Source organism: Dactylosporangium sucinum (genome assembly GCF_014647515.1).
GTDB classification, from domain to species: domain Bacteria; phylum Actinomycetota; class Actinomycetes; order Mycobacteriales; family Micromonosporaceae; genus Dactylosporangium; species Dactylosporangium sucinum.
Window position 1 is genome coordinate 18743 of sequence record NZ_BMPI01000096.1, and the last position, 17208, is coordinate 35950.

Annotated in this window: 16 protein-coding genes; 8 read left to right on the plus strand and 8 right to left on the minus strand. The window is 74.1% G+C overall.

Features of this window, described 5'->3' with window-relative positions:
* Positions 1-58 precede the first annotated feature (58 nt).
* Complete coding sequence (locus tag IEZ31_RS50890) at positions 59-322, minus strand: VOC family protein (RefSeq protein ID WP_190257378.1); 264 nt, start codon at positions 320-322, stop codon at positions 59-61.
* A 49-nt stretch (positions 323-371) separates the two neighbouring features.
* Here IEZ31_RS50890 and IEZ31_RS50895 point away from each other — a divergent pair, with 49 nt between their 5' ends.
* From IEZ31_RS50895 to IEZ31_RS50910, 4 genes are all read left to right on the plus strand, one after another.
* The gene (locus IEZ31_RS50895) at positions 372-668 is read left to right on the plus strand and encodes an ArsR/SmtB family transcription factor (RefSeq protein ID WP_190257379.1); all 297 of its coding nucleotides are present in this window, start codon (positions 372-374) and stop codon (positions 666-668) included.
* Entirely contained in the window at positions 665-1048 is a 384-nt protein-coding gene (locus tag IEZ31_RS50900; protein WP_190257380.1) for a VOC family protein, read from the plus strand. Before IEZ31_RS50895 ends, IEZ31_RS50900 begins: the two co-directional genes overlap by 4 nt.
* Before the next feature lie 108 nt (positions 1049-1156).
* Positions 1157-2170 (plus strand): hypothetical protein, encoded by a 1014-nt coding sequence (locus IEZ31_RS50905; protein WP_190257381.1) that lies wholly within the window; start codon positions 1157-1159, stop codon positions 2168-2170.
* 69 nt (positions 2171-2239) lie between these two features.
* Positions 2240-2920, plus strand: coding sequence for a GOLPH3/VPS74 family protein (locus IEZ31_RS50910; RefSeq protein WP_190257382.1), 681 nt, complete (start codon positions 2240-2242; stop codon positions 2918-2920).
* A gap of 21 nt (positions 2921-2941) precedes the next feature.
* On the opposite strand, the gene IEZ31_RS50915 is transcribed toward IEZ31_RS50910, so the two are convergent.
* On the minus strand, positions 2942-3439 hold the full coding sequence (locus tag IEZ31_RS50915; RefSeq protein ID WP_190257383.1) for a YcxB family protein: 498 nt from the start codon (positions 3437-3439) through the stop codon (positions 2942-2944).
* 85 nt (positions 3440-3524) lie between these two features.
* Here IEZ31_RS50915 and IEZ31_RS50920 point away from each other — a divergent pair, with 85 nt between their 5' ends.
* The 3 genes from IEZ31_RS50920 (at position 3525) to IEZ31_RS50930 (ending at position 6242) form a co-directional block, all read left to right on the plus strand.
* Positions 3525-4136: an LUD domain-containing protein gene (locus tag IEZ31_RS50920; protein ID WP_190257384.1), complete on the plus strand. Its 612-nt coding sequence runs from the start codon at positions 3525-3527 to the stop codon at positions 4134-4136.
* Between the two features lie 16 nt (positions 4137-4152).
* Positions 4153-5547, plus strand: a complete 1395-nt coding sequence (locus tag IEZ31_RS50925) for an ankyrin repeat domain-containing protein (RefSeq protein WP_190257385.1) — start codon at positions 4153-4155, stop codon at positions 5545-5547.
* An 83-nt stretch (positions 5548-5630) separates the two neighbouring features.
* On the plus strand, positions 5631-6242 hold the full coding sequence (locus IEZ31_RS50930; protein WP_190257386.1) for a dihydrofolate reductase family protein: 612 nt from the start codon (positions 5631-5633) through the stop codon (positions 6240-6242).
* A gap of 1 nt (position 6243) precedes the next feature.
* Here the strand turns inward: IEZ31_RS50930 and IEZ31_RS50935 are convergent, their stop codons facing one another.
* Genes IEZ31_RS50935 through IEZ31_RS50945 form a run of 3 tightly spaced genes read right to left on the minus strand, consistent with a single transcriptional unit; the run spans position 6244 to position 11041 of the window.
* Entirely contained in the window at positions 6244-7914 is a 1671-nt protein-coding gene (locus tag IEZ31_RS50935) for an ABC transporter ATP-binding protein (protein ID WP_190257387.1), read from the minus strand.
* Positions 7911-10376 carry an ABC transporter ATP-binding protein/permease gene (locus IEZ31_RS50940; RefSeq protein WP_190257388.1) on the minus strand — a complete coding sequence of 822 codons (2466 nt, stop codon included), beginning with the start codon at positions 10374-10376 and terminating at the stop codon, positions 7911-7913. The genes IEZ31_RS50935 and IEZ31_RS50940 overlap by 4 nt, the downstream gene beginning before the upstream one ends.
* Positions 10376-11041, minus strand: coding sequence for a TetR/AcrR family transcriptional regulator C-terminal domain-containing protein (locus IEZ31_RS50945; protein WP_190257389.1), 666 nt, complete (start codon positions 11039-11041; stop codon positions 10376-10378). Before IEZ31_RS50945 ends, IEZ31_RS50940 begins: the two co-directional genes overlap by 1 nt.
* 116 nt (positions 11042-11157) lie before the next feature.
* On the opposite strand from IEZ31_RS50945, the gene IEZ31_RS50950 reads away from it, so the two are divergent.
* A complete protein-coding gene (locus tag IEZ31_RS50950; RefSeq protein WP_190257390.1) occupies positions 11158-12375 on the plus strand; it encodes a sugar efflux transporter in 1218 nt (405 codons plus the stop codon).
* 9 nt (positions 12376-12384) lie between these two features.
* On the opposite strand, the gene IEZ31_RS50955 is transcribed toward IEZ31_RS50950, so the two are convergent.
* The 3 genes from IEZ31_RS50955 to IEZ31_RS57850 form a co-directional block, all read right to left on the minus strand.
* Positions 12385-13077, minus strand: coding sequence for a laminin G domain-containing protein (locus tag IEZ31_RS50955; protein WP_190257391.1), 693 nt, complete (start codon positions 13075-13077; stop codon positions 12385-12387).
* A 198-nt stretch (positions 13078-13275) separates the two neighbouring features.
* Entirely contained in the window at positions 13276-16623 is a 3348-nt protein-coding gene (locus IEZ31_RS50960; RefSeq protein WP_190257392.1) for a 3-keto-alpha-glucoside-1,2-lyase-like domain-containing protein, read from the minus strand.
* 401 nt (positions 16624-17024) lie between these two features.
* Positions 17025-17208 (minus strand): hypothetical protein (locus IEZ31_RS57850; RefSeq protein ID WP_229837118.1); only part of this gene is annotated, 184 nt, incomplete at its 5' end.

Genomic DNA, 17208 nt, shown 5'->3' on the forward strand with positions numbered 1-17208 from the left:
ATAGGCGGGGGGTCCGACAAAAACCGCCGGGCCGCTGCCGCGACCGCGAACGCCCAGGTCAGGCCGGCACGGGAGGTGAAAGGTTCACGAAGCGCCCGCGGAGGCGGCCGCCGCCTGGCTGTTCCACATCGTGACGACCACGACGGTCTTGGGCTCGGGCACCTTGAGGAAGGAGATCCGCGGGCACGTCGAAGTGCCGCAGCCTGGCCTCCCAGGTGTCCCACCCGCGCGGCGGGGCGGCGGGCACGTAGCCGAGCGCGAGGCACCAGAACTCGGCCTGCCGCCGGGCATCGGCGCAGTCGATCGTCAGCGTCCAGGTCATGCCGCGAGTCTACTTGATATGCAAGTGGTGACTTGCCTATGCTGGTGGCGTGGACGACGGTGACGTGCTGTTCAAGGCGCTTGCCGACCCGACCCGCCGGCGCATCCTCGACGAGCTGACCGAGCGCGGCGACCAGACGCTGTTCGAGATCTGCAACCGTCTGATCGCCCGGCACGGCATCGCGTCGTCGCGGCAGGCGATCTCGCAGCACCTGGAGTTGCTCGAGGCTGCCGGGCTGGTGGTGGCGCGGCGGGAGGGGCGGTACAAGTTCCATTCCGTCGACCCGACGCCGCTCGACACGATCGTCGGGCGGTGGCTGACCCGCCGACCGAAGGAGTCCCGATGAAGGTCACTGTCATGTCCGTGTTCGTCGACGACCAGCCGTCCGCGCTCCGCTTCTACACCGAGGTGCTCGGCTTCGTGAAGAAGACCGAGATCCCGATGGGGCCGGTCAGCTGGCTGACCGTGGTGTCGCCGGACCAGCCGGACGGCCCCGAGATCTCGCTCGAACCGAGCGAGCATCCGGCGGTGAAGCCGTTCCGGGACGCGCTCATCGCCGACGGCATCCCGTGGACGTCGTTCGGGGTGGACGACGTGCAGCAGGAGTACGAGCGGCTGCGGGCCCTCGGCGTCGTCTTCACGCAGGAGCCGACGGCGATGGGGCCGGTCACCACCGCGATCTTCGACGACACCTGCGGCAACCTCATCCAGATCGCGGCGCAGTGACCTCCGGCTGAGCGGCCCCGGTCGCGGTCCATGATCGTGGGAAGTCGTTGCACGCCGATTGCACGCCACGGTCGGTAGCCTGCGCCCTCGGACAAGAGGGGGCGGTTCATGGAGCTGGCGTGGGACACCGTCTGGAAGCGGCTCGTCGCGGCGGCCGGGGCGTTCCTGGGCGCCGGGCTGCTCGGGGTGCTCGTCGGTGGGTACACCGGGTCGTCCGCGGCCGGCGTCGTCGCGCTCGGGCCGGGGCTCGCCGGCGTCCTCTGCTGGTACCGGGCGGCATCCGCCGTCGGGCCCGCCGTGCTCAGCGGGCTGTCGGTCGTCGCCGCGGTCCACCTGATGTTCGCCGGGACGCTCGCCCCGCGCGGCTGGCTGGAGCCGGTCACGGTCGACGAGCCGCCGAACACCGCGCTGCTGTGGTGGGCGCTGCTGGTGCCGGTCGGGATCATGGGCGCCTGGCTGGTGCCGGTCTGGCGGCGGTACCGGTGGGACGCCGGCAACGGGTACAGCACCGTCGAGGTGCTCGCGGGGGCCGAGTGGCGGCGCGTGTGGTACCGCTGGACCATGGGCGTCGCCGGGCTCCTCGTGGCCGCCGCGTGGGGCGGGTTCGGCAGCGCCGTCGCCGGGGAGCCGCGGTCGATGCTCGCCGGGTTCGCCATCGCCGGCGCCGCCGTCTGGGCCGCGTCCAGCGCGGCCTTCCGGGCCGGCGTCATCGGCGGGCTCGCGGTGTTCGTCGCCGCGCTGACGCTGTTCTTCAGCGGGGTCTACGGCCCGCGCATGCTGTGGCTGGCCGCGCACGGCACGGTCGTCGCCTGCAAGGTCGAGACCGCGGACAGCGACACCGACCGGAATCGGCGCGGCACCGTCACCACCAGGTACACCTACGAGCTGCGCTGCCCGGAGGGCCGGCCGACGCTCAAGAGCGACGAGTCGTACCGCGTCGGCGAGGACGCGCCCGTGGTCGTCGACCGCACCGGCCTGGTCCGGCCGGTCATGCGGGACGAGCTGGTGTCGCCGGCGGCCCGGACCTGGCTGTGGATCCTGCTGATCGCGCCGTGGACGGTCCTGGCCGGGTGGACGGTGACGGCGGTGCGCCGTCGCGGCCGGGTCCTGGCCGGCGTTTGATCCGGAATCGGGCGCATCCGCCGGGCGGAGGATGGGTGTTCTTGCCGGCGGGTACTAGCGTCCGAGGTCATGAGCACCGTTGCGCTGGCCGAAGAGCTGTTGCTGCTCGCCTACGACGACGAGTCGGGGAAGGCGACCGGATCGACCATCGGGCTCGATCTTGCCATGGCCGCCGCCGTGCTCGTCGAGCTGGCGCTCGCCGGGCGGGTCGTGTACGCGGACGGGATGATCATCGTCCGGGACCAGCGGCCGACCGGGCAGGCCGTCGCCGACGAGGTGCTTGGGCGGCTGGCCGCCGACACGCCCCACACGCCGGCCTCGTGGGTGCAGCGCCTGCGGCACGGGCTGCGCGACCGGCTGCTCGCCGACCTCTGCGCGCGCGGGGTGATCTGCGACGTCGACGAGACCACGCTCGGGTTCATCCACCTGCACCGGTATCCGACGGTCGACCCGTCCGTCGAGGCCGAGGTGCGGGCGCGGCTCGGGCGGGCGCTCACCGGCGACGAGGCGCCCGACGAGCGCACCGCGGCCCTCGCGGCGCTGGTCGCGGCGGCGCGCATGGAGCCCACGCTCGCGCTGCCCGGCGGCGACGTCGCGGCCGCGCACCGGCGGCTGGAGGAGATCGGCGACGGCGCCGGGTTCGCCGGGAACGTCAGCCTCGAGGTGTCGACCGTCCGGCCGTCGGTCGCGCTGGTCGTCGGGACGCTGGTCCGCGCCATCCGGACGGCGATGGGCGCGACCAGCGGGTGACGTTCGGCCTGACGACGAGGGTCAGCCGGCCAGCCAGCCCCGCGTGACCAGGAACGCGCGCAGCGCCTGCTCGTCGGACGGCGCCATGAGCCGGCGCGGGATGACCGTCGCGGCGATGCGGCCCACGTAGACCACCCAGAACTCGTCGGTCTCGAGGATCCGCGTCACGCCCTCCCAGGCGATGCCGTGGCTGTCGGCGCCGCTGCGCATCATGATGTTCTCGGTGTCGATCTCGTAACTGCCCTCGACCGCGAGCCCGCCGGCGCGCCGCTTCGCGGAGTAGCGCATCCAGAGCGGGAACAGCATCGACAGCACGCCGACCGCGATGATCGTGCCGAAGACCGGCGACGGGTCGTAGCCGTTCTCCCGGCCGGGCAGCGGCACGAACAGCCCGCACAGGCCGAACGCGATCAGCACGAGGCCGATCGTGCGGTATTTGCGCAGGTAGAGGCCGCTCATCAGGGCCGCGACCCGCCCGGCGTAGGCGGGATCGGCGGGAATGTCGAAGCGGATGTGCACAGGTGACGGTACCAACCGGGCCGCCTGACATTTCGCGCGCCTCCGTCGTCGGACCTCCGCAACGACGTCATCGTGGAGGTACAGCATGACCCTCTTCTCCGAACCGGCCACCCCGACCCGGCTGGAACGCACGGCCGCCGCCCTGACGGCCAACGGCTTCGGCGCCGAGCTGCTCGACGACGCCGCCGCCGCGCGGCGCCGGGTGGGCGAGCTCATCCCGCCGGGGGCGTCGGTGTTCACCTCGGCCAGCGAGACGCTGCGGCTGTCGGGCATCGACGAGGACATCAACGCCAGCGGGCGGTACACCGCCCTGCGGCCGCGGCTGCTCGCCATGGACCGGGCCACCGAGGCCGACGAGATCCGCCGCCTGTCGGCCGGGCCGGACGTGGTCGTGGGCAGCGTCGCGGCGGTCACCGAGACCGGCTCGCTCGTGGTCGCGTCGGCGAGCGGCAGCCAGCTGCCCGCGTACTCCGGCGGTGCCGGGCGCGCGATCTGGATCGTCGGCGCGCAGAAGCTGGTGCCGGACCTGGGCACCGCGCTGCGCCGCGTGGAGGAGCACTCGCTGCCCCTGGAGAGTGCCCGGGCCAAGGCCGTGTACGGGCAGCCGAGCGCGATCAACCGGCTGCTCGTCCTCAACGCGGAGCTGCACCCGGGCCGCGTCACCGTGCTGCTGCTGCGGGAGGCGATCGGGTTCTGACGGTAGGCTTTGCGCCGTGGGGCCGTACCTGCGCCAGTGGCTGTCGTACCGGCGGTTCGCGGTGCCGGCCGAGACGATCGACCTGGCGACGGCCCGGCGGCTCGACGGCGACTGGCGGGGTGCGTGCGCCGCCGCGCGGATCCAGGTCGGCGACCTGCCCCCGGTGGTCGAGGAGGACCTGCGGCACCTGGTGCCCGACCTGCTGCGGTGGCACCTGCCGCAGCCGGGGCACGCGACCTGGGACTGGTATGACGAGGTGGTGCCGGTCGCGCGGTACCCGGACGGGTCGGCGCTGCTGCTGAACCGCCGGTCGATGCTCTCGTTCGCCCGGTCCGTGCCGCGGGCGATGGTCGAGCTGCCCCGGCACCTGTGGGACGACCGGCACACCGCCGGCCTGCGCGACGTGTGCGGGCCGGCGCCGGTCCGGCCCGGCGCCGCCTGCGCGCACGTGACCGGCCGGGGCCGGGCCTGTGCGGAGGCCGCCGGGATCGACCCCGGCTCGGCGCCGCCGGACGTGTTCGAGCAGCCGTGGGTGTGGTCGCGGCTGCTGCCCGCGGCTCGGGCGCTGCTGGCCCGCCTGCGGCGCCGCGAGCCGGTGGTGCGGCTCGGGCCCGCGCTGTTCCTCGACCTGGACGGCCCGCGGCTGCTGACCGACGGCCCGGCCGCGGCGGCGCGCCTGCGCGCCGCCGCGGCCGCGCGCCTGCGCGCCGGGGAGTGGATGGAGCCGCTCGACGCGGAGCTGGTGCGGCACCGGTACCTCGACCCGGCCGAGCTGCACCCCCTGGTCCACGAGGCGCTCGTGGGCCCGTACCGCCGCCCGCACCGCCCGTCACCCGTCGACGCCGTCGTGCCCGTGCCGTGCGGCCCGGCGACGCATCGCCTCGCGATCCGCGCCGGCGCCCTGGTGGCGCTGGACCACACGGTCGAGGACCTCGGACGGGAGGCCGTGCTGGGCGCGCTGGGCGGCCCGGCCGCGGGTTGCTCGGTGGCGCTGGATCGCTGGCGCACCGGCGGCGAGCCGCTCCCGGACGAGCTCGAACGCCTGCACGACGAGCTCTGGCAGCGCGTCCTGTACGGCGACTCCGCCGGCGTGGTGCGCCTGCTGGAGGCGGGCTTCCCCCCGGTGCCCGGCCGCGGCGGCACGACGCTGGTGCACGCGCTCGATCAACTGGATTTCGCAACGGTACTGCCGGTGCTGCTCCGCCTGGGCCTGGACGTGAACGCCCGGTCCGCGGCCGGCCGCACCCCGCTGCACCACGTGCTGCGCCGCGGCTTGTGCTCGGACGCGCTGGTCGAGGCCCTGTTGCGGGCGGGCGCCGACCCCCGCCTGCGCGACACCGGCGGCCGCGACGCCTACCGTTGCGCGGGCAACCGCCCCCACCTGCACGCCGTCTTCGACCGCTTCGTGTGACCGCACCCGCCGTGCGGCCGCGGGCGGCGGGGCGCAGCCGGTAGGGTCGGATGCTGGCGAACCGACTGGATGGGATCACCGCGATGGCAAAGATCATCTCCACGCTGTTCATCTCGGCCGACGGTGTGGCCGAGATCGACCCCGACTGGCACTTCCCGTACTTCGACGAGAACATGGGGCGGGCCGTCGCCGAGGACTACGCCGCGGCCGACGTGCTGCTCATCGGGCGCGAGACCTACGACAGTTTCGCCGGGGCGTGGCCCGGGCGCGAGGCCGCGGGCGGGGACGACGCGCCGATGGCCAAGCAGCTCGGCGACCTGCGCAAGGTGGTCGTCTCGCGCCAGCCGCTGGAGTTCACCTGGCGCAACTCCGAGCTCCTCCAGGGCGACCTGGTCTCCGGGGCCGCCGCGCTCAAGGCCGACCCCGCCGTGCGGGGCGTGCTCATCCCGGGGTCGCTCTCGGTCGTGCAGCAGCTGCTCGCCGCCGGCCTGGTCGACGAGCTCCGCCTGCTGGTGCACCCGGTGGCCGCCCGCAAGGGCCGCAGGCTCTTCGACGACGGCGACGCCCCATACCACCTGAAGGTCACCCGCACCGAGGCCTTCCCGACGGGCGTGATCCGCGTGATCTACGTCCCCACCGAGCCGCCGGCGAAGGTCACCTACGACGACGTCAAGGACCAGGTGGGCCGCGAGTAGCTCAGGCACGGGACAGGGTCCAGCCCGCCGCGTGCTCGCGGCGGCGCCAGTAGTCCGCGAAGCGGCCGTCCAGGGACAGCAGCGACGACAGCGTGCCGGACTCCACGATGCGGCCGTCCTCCAGGAACAGGATCTGGTCCGCGCGGGCGATCGTGCTGAGGCGGTGGGCGACCACCAGCGTGGCACGGTCGCCGCGGCCCGACGACAGGGCGTTGACGACGGCGCGTTCGTTCGCCGGGTCCAGCGCCGCCGTGGCCTCGTCGAGCAGCAGGATCGGGGCGTCCTTGAGCAGCGCGCGGGCGATGCTGACCCGCTGCCGCTCGCCGCCGGACAGGGTCGCGCCGCGCTCGCCGACCCGGGTCTGCCAGCCGTGGGGCAGCCGCGCGACCACCTCGTCGAGCCGCGCCGCGGCGGCCGCGGCCTCGACGCGGTCGGCGGCGGCGTCGGCGCAGCCGAGGCGCACGTTGTCCAGCAGGCTCGACTCGAACAGGTACACGTCCTGGAACACGATCCCGAACTGGCCCATGAGCACGCCGGGGTCGTAGTCGCGGACGTCGTGGCCGGCGACCCGGACGCTGCCCGACTCCGCCTCGTGGAAGCGGGCGATGAGCGCGAGGAGCGTGCTCTTGCCGGCGCCGGACGGGCCGACGACCGCCGTCGTCGTGCCGCGGGCGACGGTGAACGAGACGCCGTCGAGGACGGGCTCGCCGGGCTCGAAGCCGAACCGCACGTCCCGCAGCTGCAGGGCCGGCGCCGCGGGGTCGGGCGCCGCCGTGCCGCCGGGCAGGACCGGCGCGTCGAGCAGAGTCCGGACCCGGGCCAGCGTGGCGCGCAGGTTCTGCAGCGCCGGCGAGAGGTCGGCGAGGGTCGTGAACGGCTCGACGAACCGCACGCCGACGACAACCATGGCGACGACCTCGGCGGCCGGCCGGTCGGTCAGGACCGCCGACGCGACCAGCCCGAACAGCACCGCCTGCGCGGTGAGCCCGAACAGCAGCTGGCCCGGCAGGCCCCAGCCGATCAGCCGCAGCGTGGCCGCCCGCTGCCGGGCCAGGGCCCGCCCGACGAACGTCCCCGCCCGGCCGGAGGCCCGCAGCGCGGCCTGCGCCTGCGCGAACTCGATGACCCGGTCGGCTGCCTCGCCCGACGCGGCCGCGTAGGCGTCGTCGGCGACCCGCACCGTGCGCATGCTCGCCCAGAGGGCGCCGAGCAGCAGCGGTACCGCGGCCAGCGCGACCAGCCCGGGCACCGGTGCGACGAACAGCAGGCCGACGCCGATGCAGGCCGGCGTGAGCACGCCGTTGATCGCCGGGGTGACCAGCCACGCCATCGCCTGGCACAGCTCCCGGCCGGACGAGGTCAGCGCCTGCCGCGCCGAGGTGCGCCGGCCGGGCGTGAACCAGCCCAGCGGCGTCCGGTGCAGCCGGTCGAGCAGCCGCCCCTCCAGGCCGGTGAGCAGCTCGAACCCGATCGTGAAGCCGGCGTCGGCGACCCGGTGGTCGACGACCCAGCCGAGCACGACGAGCCCGGTGAAGGCGGCCGTCCACGGCCACGGGGAGCCGTCGCCGAACACCGCCGGCAGCAGCGGCACCAGGGTCAGCACGGCCCCGGCGCGCAGCACCGCGCCGAGCGTGAGCAGGCCGAGGTACCGGGTGATGAGCGTCTTCTTCATGCGGCCACCTGCCACAGCTCGCGGTAGAGGCCCGGGTGGGCCAGGAGTTCCTCGTGGGTGCCGCGCTGCGCGACGCGCCCGCCGTCGAGCACGACGATCGCGTCGGCGCCGGTGACGGTGTGCAGCCGGTGCGCGATGACGAGCACCGTGCGCCCGGCGACGAGCCGGCTCAGCGCCTGCTGTACCGCGTCCTCGGACTCCGGGTCCGCGTACGCGGTCGCCTCGTCGAGGACCAGGACCGCCGGGTCGGCGAGCAGCGCCCGGGCGATCGTCAGCCGCTGCGCCTCGCCGCCCGACAGCCGGAAGCCGGTCGTGTCGTAGCCGTCGGGCAGCCGGGTGATCCGTTCGTGGATGCCGGCGGCCCGCGCGGCCCGCTCCACCTCGTCCCGCGTGGCGCCGGGCCGGGCGAGGGCGATGTTGTCGTGCACGGTGCCCCGCACCAGGGCCACGTCCTGGAAGACGAAGGAGATCGTGGTGTACAGCTGGGAAGGCGCGAGATCGCGCAGGTCCACGCCGCCGAGGGTGATCCGTCCGGCGCTCGGGTCGTGGAAGCGGGCGAGCAGGGCGGCGAGCGTCGACTTCCCGGCGCCGCTGGGCCCGACGAGCGCGGTGACCGTGCCGGGCGCGAGGGTCAGGTCGACGTCGCGGAGCACCCGGTGCTCGCCGTCGTAGCTGAAGCCGACACCCTCGAAGCGCACCTCGTGCCGGTCGCCGCCGGGCGTGCGCGGCCGGGCCGGCGCGGCCAGCTCGGGCTCATCGAGCAGCAGCCCGATGCGGCGGGCGGCGGCGGTCGCCTCGCGGACCGAGCCCATGCCGTAGGCGGCCGCCAGCAGCTGGGCGCCGAACGTCACGCCGAGCAGCAGGAACGGCAGCAGGTCGGTGGCCCGCAGCCCGCCCGCCGCCACCAGCCCGCCGCCGGCGGCGACGATGAGCAGCAGCGAGGTCGCCGGGCGGCTGACCAGGTCGACGACCGTCTTGCGGCTGGACATCGGCCGCTGCCAGGCCTCGAGGAACGCGGCCCGCCGGGTGAGGGTGGCCCGGAGCCCGCCGGCCGGTCCGGCGTCGTACGCGCGCACCACGGCCAGCCCGTCGAGGTGGGCGACGGCCTCGGCGCCGACCCGCTCCTCCCAGACCGTGAACTGGGCCAGCTGGGCGGTCGAGGCCTGGACCATGCGGGCGGTGAGCACGGCGAAGACGAGCAGGGGGATCAGCAGGATCGTGGTGAGCCAGCCGGAGACGGTGTAGAGGTACACCAGGACGGCGAGGGGTGTGACGAGCGCGGCGACGACGTCGAGGACGGCGTGGGTGACGAGGTAGTGCAGGCTCGCGGCGTCGTCCTGGACGGCCTGCTTGACCCGGCCGGAGCCGCGCTCGGCGAACCAGCCGAGCGGCATGCGGGACAGCTTGTCGACGACGTCGACACGGACCCGGTGGCCGAACCGCGCGTCGAGCACGTGCATGGCCACGACGAGCGCGCCGGCGAGGACGGCGCCCGCGCCGAGGAGGGTGAGGGCGAGCAGGCCGAGGCCGGTGACGTCGTCGTCGCCCGCGAGCAGGCGGCGGCAGAGCTCGACCAGCACGACGTACGGCGCGAGCTGCAGCAGCGAGACGACGCCCTGGAGGACGCCGGCGAGGATGAGCTTGGAGCGCAGCGGGGCGAGCAGGCGGGACCCGGCCTGCGACCGCCACCGGCCGGCCGGGGCTTGCGGCTTGTCCGGTTGGTGCGCGGCCGGCGCCTCGCGGTCGGTGCCCATGGCCTTGCCGGCGCGCCAGTACGCCCGGCCGTGCGTGTCGGCGGGCGGGAAGCCGAGCTCCTTCAGGCGGGCCTTGGCCTGCTTGACGGTGGAGTGCTCGCCGGTGACCCAGGCGTACCAGTCGGACCAGTCGCGGCCGTCGATCGCCTCCGCGATCGTGGACGGGCCGACCCACGTGACCGTGCACCGCGGGTGCGGCGTGATCGGGATCCGGCGGTCGTCCTCGTGGTACACCTCGAGCAGCACCTCGACCGGGGCGGTCGGCGGCACCGTGGCCAGGATCGCGTTGATGCCCGGCAGCGAGGCGGCGTCCCCGATGAGCAGGTAGCCCGCCGGCGCCGGCTCGGGCACGGCGAAGTGCGTGGACGCCCACCGCGTCACCTCGACCGTGGCGCCGGGGGCGGCGGCCTTCGCCCACGCGCACGCCGGGCCGGCCGGCTCGTGCATGAGGAACTCCAGGCTGACGCGCCGCGCGTCCGGGTCGGGGGCGACGAGGGTGTACCCGCGCTGGTGCTCGCGGCCGGTGCCATCGGGCACCCACATGCGCACCCACGCGGCCGGCTCGACGGGCTGCCCGTCGAAGAACGTCGGGGCGTCGAAGACGATCCGGCGGTACCGGGGCGTCACGTCGACGACCTCGGCGACGGTGAGCGTGTGGTCGCGCGCGCCGAACGCCTTGGCGACGGCGCCGCCGTACCCGCGGGCCATCAGCGGTCCCCGCCGGGGGCGGGCAGGGTGACCGGCCGGCCGGCCGGGAACTGTGCGACGAGCCCGTGGGCCGCCGCGGTCAGCATGAACACGAAGTAGTCCTCCGGGGTGTGGGGTGGGATCCCGGCCGCGGCCGCGCGGATGACGGGGGAGCCGGCGACGGCGGCCCACGCCTCCTCGGTGGCCTGCGTGTCGAGGTGGGCCACGGCCCGCTCCTGCTCGGCCACCGTGGCGCCGATGGCGATGGTGGCGATCGACGAGCTCAGCACGACGGCCGCCGCGGGCTCGTACCCGCGGCGGCCGAGGGCGGCGATCTGGTGCTCCATCAGGCGGACGCCCGACGGCCCGTTCGGGAAGAGCCGCATGAAGTACTGCGCGGAGCCCGGGCGGGCGAGGATGAAGCTCCGCAGCTGGCCGGCGAAGTCGACGAGGTGCGGCACGACCGCGTCCGCCGGGTTGTCGACCAGCACCAGCTCGCCGAGGACGGCCTCGCCGACCAGCCGCTCCAGGGCCGAGCGGGTCGGCACGTGCCGGTAGACGGCCGCCGTGGTGACCCCGAGCGCGTCGGCGACGCCCTGCACCGTGAGGTCGGCCAGCCCGATCGCCACGCCCGCCCGCACGACGTCCCCGAGCCCGAACGTCGCCGCCCGCCCACCGGTTCGCATAGGTAAGCCTTTCCTAAGTTTCGGGGCATAACTTAGAGAACGAGATCGGCGCCGTCAAGCACGCTGCCGGGAAACGGGTGGGCGGCGCCGGACCGCGGCCGTTAGGGTGACGCATCATGGTCCAGGCACCGCCCGCGCGGCACATCGGCGTCACGTTGCTTCCGCTGGGGCTGGTGTTCCTGGTCGTCGGGGTGTCGACCGCGCTCGCGTACCCGTTCCTCGCCCTGTTCCTCAGCACCGAGGTCCGCGCCGACCCGTTGCGGGTGACCGCGTTCCTCATCGTCGCGCCGCTGTCCGGGGTGCTGGTGTCCTCCGCGGTCGCGCGGCTCTCGGACCGGCGGGCGGTGCGCCGCGGGCTGCTCGTCACCGCCGCCCTGGCCGGGGCCGCAGGCTCGGTCGCGACCGCGTTCGTGCGCGATTACTGGATCCTGCTCGGGCTCGCCGTGACCGCCACGGCGATGGCCGGGACGCTGTTCCCGCAGACGTTCGCGTACGCCCGCGAGATCCTGCTGCGCGACGCCCCCGCCCGGGCCGCGATGGGGATCAGCGCGCTGCGGACGGTGTTCTCGGTCGCCTGGGTGGGCGGGCCGCCGCTCGGCGCGGCGCTGCTGTCCGCCGGCGGCTTCGAGCTGGTGTACGGCGTCGCCGCCGGCGCCTACCTGGTCGCGGTGGCCGTCGCGGCGCTGTGGCTGAAGCCGTCGGTGCCGGTCGTGGAGCCCGAACCGGCGCCCGACGCCGTCTCGCAAGCCGCGCCGCGGTGGAAGCTGTTCGCGCTGGCGGTCGCGTTCACGCTGCTGCAGTGCCCGCTCACGCTGGGCGCCCAGGCCCTGCCGCTGTTCACCAGCCGCGACCTCGGCGGTCAGGTCAGCGACGCCGGCCTGCTGCTGGGCCTGTGCGCGGCGCTGGAGATCCCGTTCATGCTGCTGTTCGGCTGGCTGTCGACGCGGGTACCGCTGCGGCTGCTGATCCTGGCCGGCGCCGCGTTCGGCGTGACGTACTACGGCATCGCCACCGCCGCCGGCGCGGTGTGGGTGCTGCTCGTCGCGCAGGTCGTGAACGCGCTGTTCATCGCGGCGGTGACCGGCCTGGGGATCAGCTTCATGCAGGACCTGCTGCCGTCGGAGCCGGGCCGCGCGACGACACTGTTCACGAACACGTTCCCGATCGGGGCGATGCTGGCCGGTCCGCTGTTCGGGGTGGCGCAGCAGTTCGGGTTCCGGCTCGCGTTCGGCATGAGCACCGCCCTGTGCGCCGGTGGCCTGCTGGTGCTGCTGGTGGTGCGGCAGGCGCGCGGCGCCGCCGAGCCCGTCGAGGCCGTGGCCGCGGCGAGCTGAGGCACGGCGTCAGCGGGCCTCGATCGAGACGTAGTCGAGGTCGCCCGCGTAGTAGTCGCAGCCCACGTCGACCTGGTCGCAGCTGGTCTTGCCGCCGACCGACACCGGCCACGAGTTGGCGATCGTGCCCGTGCGGCCCGCCCGGCGGGCGTCGACGCGGCCGTCGATGGTCAGGGTCAGGCCCTGCTCCGTGCGCTCGCAGCGGACCGTGTGCCAGGCGCCGTCGTTGATGCGGGTCTTCGCCGAGACGATGACCGAGCCGCGGGAGCCGCGGAAGAGGCACTGCACGATGCCGCTGGGGATCTGCAGCTTCCAGTTGCCGCCCGCGACCGTCGCCTGGCCCTTCTGGACGATGTTGCCGAAGTTGTGGGTCGTGCGCAGGCGCACCGTGACCGCGTAGTCGCGGTCGGCGGGGTCCAGGGCCGGCGCGTCGGGCACGGTGACGAGGTGCTGCGGGTGGGTCGGCGGGGTGTCCGGGCGGAGCCGGGCGAACCGGTAGGCGCCGCCGCCCGGGACGACCTCGCCGCCGATGCGGCCGTCGAAGCCGTGGCCGCTGCTGTCCGCCATGGTCCGCGCGCCGGCGGACTCGTTCATCTGCCAGACGGCGATCTCGGTGCCGGACGTCGCATCCGCCGTCGTCGCCGTACCCACCACCACCGCTGCCGCCGTCGACACGACGACCAGCGAACGCCGACCTCGCATGCGTCCCCCGAAGCACTCCCCGTCCGCACCGGACAAATTCTATGGTAACCGCCCACAATGGACGGCATGGCCGACATCGACGAGATCGACGTGCCCGGGGCGCGACTGCCCCGCGACACCGCCCTGCGACGGGTCCTGCTCGACCACCTGGGCGCCGGCGGCCACCGGTAGGCGGCCGCCGGCTGGTTCCGCTGGTGGTTACGCGGGTTCGATCCAGATGTTGCGGTACCGCACGTTGGCCCCCGGGTCGCCGTGGTCCTGCAGCCGGATCGGCAGCGGCGCCGCGCTCTCCGCCGCGCCGGCGCCGGTCGGGCCGTCGATCGCCACGTTGTTGTGCACGGTCACGCCGTTCCAGACGACGGTGACCCGGGCGTTCTCGGTCTTCGTGGTGCCGTTCCAGCGGGCCGCGCGGAACGTGATGTCGTACGTCTGCCAGGTCTCCGGCGCCGTCGCCGGGTTGCTGTCGGGCGCCCGCTTCAGGTAGATCGAGCCGCACTCGTTGTTGGCGAGCGTGGCCTTGCCGTAGGTGTCGAGCACCTGCAGCTCGTAGCGGTCCTGCAGGTAGATGCCGCTGTTGGCGCGGGCCTGCCCGGTGACGTCGGCGGGCAGGTTCGGCAGCCAGAACTCGACGTGCAGCTTGAAGTCGCCGTAGGCCTGCTTGGTGCGCAGGTCGCCGCCGAGCACCTCGGCCGACCCGCCGGACACCGGCCAGGTCGGCGCGGCGCCGTCGGGACCCACGAAGGCGTTGAGGCTGCCGCCGTTGAACAGCGTCACCCGGCTCGTGCCGTTGTGCGTCCAGACCTGCTGCGGCACCCCGGCGGCGTCCCACAGCTGCAGCTGCGTGCCGTCGGCACTCGCGCCGCCGGCCGCGTCGAGCACCTTGCCCGACTGCGGGTTGCGCAGGGTGCCGTCGGCCTGGGCCAGCCAGACCTGGGCGCCGCTGCCGTTGCAGGTCCACAGCTGCACCTTCGTGCCGTTGGCGGTGCCGCCGTTGTCGACGTCGAGGCACTTGCCCACGGCCCGCAGCGTGTCGCCGAGGCGGGTCCAGCTCTGCGCGGTCGTCCCGTTGCACGTCCACAGCTGGATCTTGGTGCCGTCGGTGGTGCCGGCGTTGCTGACGTCGACGCACTTGCCGCCGATGCCGGTGATGGTGCCGGTGCGGTCGGCCGGCGGGGCGCCGACGTCGATCCGGTCCAGGTTGACGTGCCCGATGTCGCCCGCGTCCACCTTCCAGGCGATGGCGTTGCCGCCGGCCCGCAGGGGCAGCGTCTCGGTCTGCGTGGCCCACGTCTCCCAGTCGCCGGTGCTGGCGAGGGAGACCTGCTTCACCTTGGCGCCGTTGAGGTACAGGCTCACGGTCTTGGTCCCGGGCGACGGGTTCGGCCCGTTGCTGAACCGCAGCGTCACCGGGTAGTTCCCCGCGACCGGCGCGGTGACGCTGAACGTGGCCGCGGCGCCGGCGTTGCCGAACCCGGCGACGAACCCGCTGCCGGTGTACCCGCCGTGGTCCGTCGCCACGAACGCGCTGCCACTCAGCCCGGAGTGCTCGGCCTCGACCCGCCCGGTCGCCGGGAGGGTCCCGTCGGCCAGGGCGTTCAGGGTGTACCACGCCTCGGTGCTCCACAGCGACGCGCCCGACGTCGAGGTGAACGGCCGCGGCGAGCGCACGTACACCACCCGGCCCGGCTTGAGGCCGCTGACGGACAGGGTCACCTTCAGCCGGTCCGCCGACAGGGTCGCGGACGGGACGGCGAGGGTCTCCTCGTCGACCTTCGGCCCGCCGTAGGCCGGCGTCGGCACGTACCGCCACTGCTTGACCGTGTAGTGCGAGGCGAGCTGCGCGGCCGTCGTGGTCGACACCGGCTGGGTGTACTCGAACTCGAACCCGCCGGGGACCGCCCGCATCGCCTTGATGTCGAACGTGCCGGTGCCGTTCGGGGTCAGCTTCTGCAGGCCGTAGGTGAGCTTGCCCTCCTGGCCCCAGTTGCCGCCCGCGCCGAGCCCGCCGGCGTAGAGCGCGCCGTCGGGGCCCTCGCTGAGCCGCAGGACGCCCATCTCGAGACCCTGGGTCATCCGGAACACGGCGCCCTGGTACTCGCCGCCGATCTTCTCCAGGTAGGCGCGCTGGATCCCGCCGTAGGTCACGTCGCCGAACGCGAGCTGCCCGGCGAACGGCCCGCTGTGCAGCACGAGCGGGGTGCTCGGCGAGTTGGCGATCTCGTTCTGCGGCAGCCAGAGCACCGGGGCGGTGACCGGCTGGCCGTCGAACGGGCCGTCGGGGTTGGTGTAGTGGCCGAAGAAGCGGTCCTGCTTGATCTGCACCAGCTTCGAGGCGGGCAGCCAGCCGCCCTGGTTGTCGGTGACGAACAGCTCGCCCTGCGGCCCCCAGCCGATGCCGTCCGGGGTGCGCAGGCCGCCGGCCACGTACTGCACCGCGCCCGTCGACCGGTTGATCTTCAGGCTGGTGCCCCGGTTCGGCGAGCCCTGCGGCTCGGTGGTCGCGCCGCCCTGGTTGATCGACACGGAGAGGTTCAGGTAGAAGTACCCGTCCTGGTAGAGCAGCCCGAACGCGAACTCGTGGAAGTTGCCGTCGAACGGCCAGGTGGCGACGGTGCGGTACCGGTCGATCTGCCCGTCGCCGTTGGTGTCGGTCAGCTCGGTGAGCTCGTGCTTCTGCGAGACGTAGATGATCCCGTCCACGATCTTGAGCCCCATCGGCTCCCGCAGCCCGCTCGCGATGCGGGTGTAGGTGACCTGCGCCGGCGAGGTCGCGCCGGTGACGCCGCCGAGGATGTACACCTCGCCGGCGGTCGTCTCGCTGCCGCCCCAGGTGGCGATGGCCAGGCGCCCGTCGGGGAACCAGTCCATGGCGCTGACCTGCGGGCTGAAGCCGTTCGGCCGGAGATTGGTCAGGGTGTACCCCGGGTGCACCGACGTCAGCGGCAGCCCGTCGCCGGGGCTGTCGGCCGAGCCCTCGCATTCCTTGCGCCCGGGCGCGGTCACGCGGACCACGTCGGCGTCGGTGCTGAGGGCAGAATTCGGCACGAGCGTGAACGCGGTCGCCCCGGGCGGGCGCCACTCCAGGGTCAGCTGCTGGCCGCCGTCGCGCTCGAAGAAGTCGACGCGCAGCGCGTGGTACCCGGCGGTGAGGCTGACGCTGCCCTCCGCCGCGGTCGCGCCGTGCAGCCCGTCGTGGTTGATGACGGTGGCGCCGTCGACGAGCAGCCGGGAGCCGTCGTCGCTGGTGAGCCGGAACGCGTACGAGCCGGCGGTGGTGACGTTGAGGTTCCCGAGAACCTGGGCCTGGAAGTAGTTCTCCAGCCCGAAGTCCGCCGCCGTGGTCCAGTTGATCGTGGGCATGAGCTTGTCGACGTTGGGGGTCTGTCCGGACTTCAGCGTGCAGATCGAGCTCTGCGGCACCTGCAGGTCGAAGACCCGCAGCGTGACGCCGGGCGTCTGCGCCGGCACGGCGGCCTGGGCCGAGGTCGCGGGCAGGAGGCCGATGACTGTGAGCAGTACGCTGGAGAGGGCTGTCCATCGCTGCATTTCGAACGCTCCAGAGTGAGGAGTGTCGGACGGCAGTCGCCGTCGGGACTCCCGTACGCGCTCGCCGAAGACGGGCACGGGCAACCAGGCTCGTCGATATGGCGGACCGACGATCCTCGATGTGTTAGGTCACGCTAAGGGACTTCCGCTGAAAAGTCGATAACTTCTGCTGAGAACCTCGAAAGCTACCGCCCCTCGCGACATGGGGTGCGTCCGCGGGGCGCGCGCGGGATGCGCACGGGCGGGCGTGTGCGTGGCGCCGGCGGGCGTGTGCGTGCCACGGGCAGGTGCGAGTGGACGACGGGCGGTGGTGACGGCGGCGGTGGGCTTTGCATGGCACAGACGTTGGTCGATCTACCCTCGTTCCGGGCGCGGAATCTGAGGGTAGATCGACCAACGTCTCACGAGTCCAGCCGGTCGCGGCGGTAGGGGTGGCGCCGTTCCGGCCGCCGGCGGAGCGGCAGTGGGCGGGGGCAGTGGCGGCGGCGGTGGGCGGCGCGGGCGCCGGCAGTGGACGGCGCGGGTGGGCGGCGCGGGCGGGCGGCGCGGGTGGGCGGCGCGGGCGGGCGGCGCGGGCGGGCGGCG